The 1316-nt window shown below is 66.0% G+C and carries 1 protein-coding gene and 2 pseudogenes; 1 reads left to right on the top strand and 2 read right to left on the bottom strand.

Annotated elements, in window-relative coordinates; genetic code table 11:
- A pseudogene (locus MKK88_RS30635) lies at window positions 1–176 on the bottom strand (porin family protein); the annotation flags it as partial.
- On the opposite strand from MKK88_RS30635, the pseudogene MKK88_RS30630 reads away from it, so the two are divergent.
- Window positions 172–588, top strand: a pseudogene (locus tag MKK88_RS30630) (outer membrane protein); the annotation flags it as partial. The pseudogenes MKK88_RS30635 and MKK88_RS30630 overlap by 5 nt on opposite strands.
- A 371-nt stretch (window positions 589–959) precedes the next feature.
- Here MKK88_RS30630 and MKK88_RS30625 read toward each other — a convergent pair.
- Window positions 960–1316 (bottom strand): integrase core domain-containing protein (locus MKK88_RS30625; protein ID WP_244007014.1); only part of this gene is annotated, 357 nt, incomplete at its 5' end.

Genomic DNA, 1316 nt, shown 5'->3' with positions numbered 1-1316 from the left:
CGGTCGAGGTTGACGTACAGGCCTTCGACCTTGAGCGTCACGGCCGAGGAGCGGAAGAAGTTCAGGAACGAGTCGGTGGGGAGCGCGTACTCGATGCCGCCGCCGACCGCGTAACCGGTGCGGAAGCTGTCGTTGCCGGCGTAGCCGCCGAACGAACGGTCAGCGCTGCCCGACCCGCGCGGCCTGTCGAGCCTCGACTACTTCGGCACCGTGCGCGGCCGCCTCGGCTACGCCTTCGACCGCACCCTCGTGTACGGCACCGGCGGCTTCGCCTACGGCTCGGGCAGCGCTGACCGTTCGTTCGGCGGCTACGCCGGCAACGACAGCTTCCGCACCGGTTACGCGGTCGGCGGCGGCGTCGAGTACGCGCTCCCCACCGACTCGTTCCTGAACTTCTTCCGCTCGTCGGCCGTGACGCTCAAGGTCGAAGGCCTGTACGTCAACCTGGAGCGCGGCAACCGCAACCAGGGCGCCCTGGTGGTCAACGCCGCCAACCTCGTCCCGGTGGCCTACAGCGCCATCGGTCGCCGCGACGACGAATTCGCCGTCGTCCGCGCCGGCCTGAACTACAAGTTCGGCTCGTACTGAGATCCGGTCGAGCTGCTCCCGGCAGCGATGCCGGGAGATGCGGTGGAGGGCGAGGAGTAGTTGGTCCTCCTCGTCGTTCTCCATCGCCGAAGACCAGCCTCCGGCTGACCTTCGCATACCCAGCCTGATCAAACTGGCCGCTAGATCGGCAACGCCCTGGGAGCCCCCGCTCCTGGGGTGTTTTTCGTTGGTCGATCCCGCCCGGGGACCAACCAGCTATGCCTCGTCATGACGTCGTTGCAACTCGCAAGACGGTCATGGCGAGTTGGATCCCTAACGCCTCGAACATCATCGGCTGATCAAGCCGGCATCAGCCGATGGCGTCGCCGGGTCAGCTTGGCCTGCCCCCATTCGGTGGCCCGAGTTCGAAGTTAGTGCATCGTCGGTCGGCTGACGATGGCAGGGCGCGCGGACGGCACTGATCCGCTCGGTTCGGTTGGCCAGAGGACGACCTCCGGCGCGGGTGGCAGGTAGCCCGGCGACGGGTGCGGCCCGATGCTGTTGTAGAGCCTCCGCCATTGCTCGATCACGACGCCCGCCTCCTTGAGAGTATAGAATACCTCACCGTTGAGGAGTTCATCCCGCAGCTTTACGTTGAAGCTCTCGCAAGAGCCGTTCTCCCACGGACTGCCAGGCTCGATATAGGCCGTGGTCGAGCCAACCGCTGCGATCCAGTCACGGACAGATCGAGCGATGAACTCCGGCCCGTTATCCGAACGGATGTGCCC

The organism is Methylobacterium sp. E-005, assembly GCF_022829725.1.
Classification (GTDB): domain Bacteria; phylum Pseudomonadota; class Alphaproteobacteria; order Rhizobiales; family Beijerinckiaceae; genus Methylobacterium.
The sequence above is the reverse complement of the archived record's forward strand: the minus strand, read 5'-3'. Positions and strand labels throughout refer to the sequence as shown.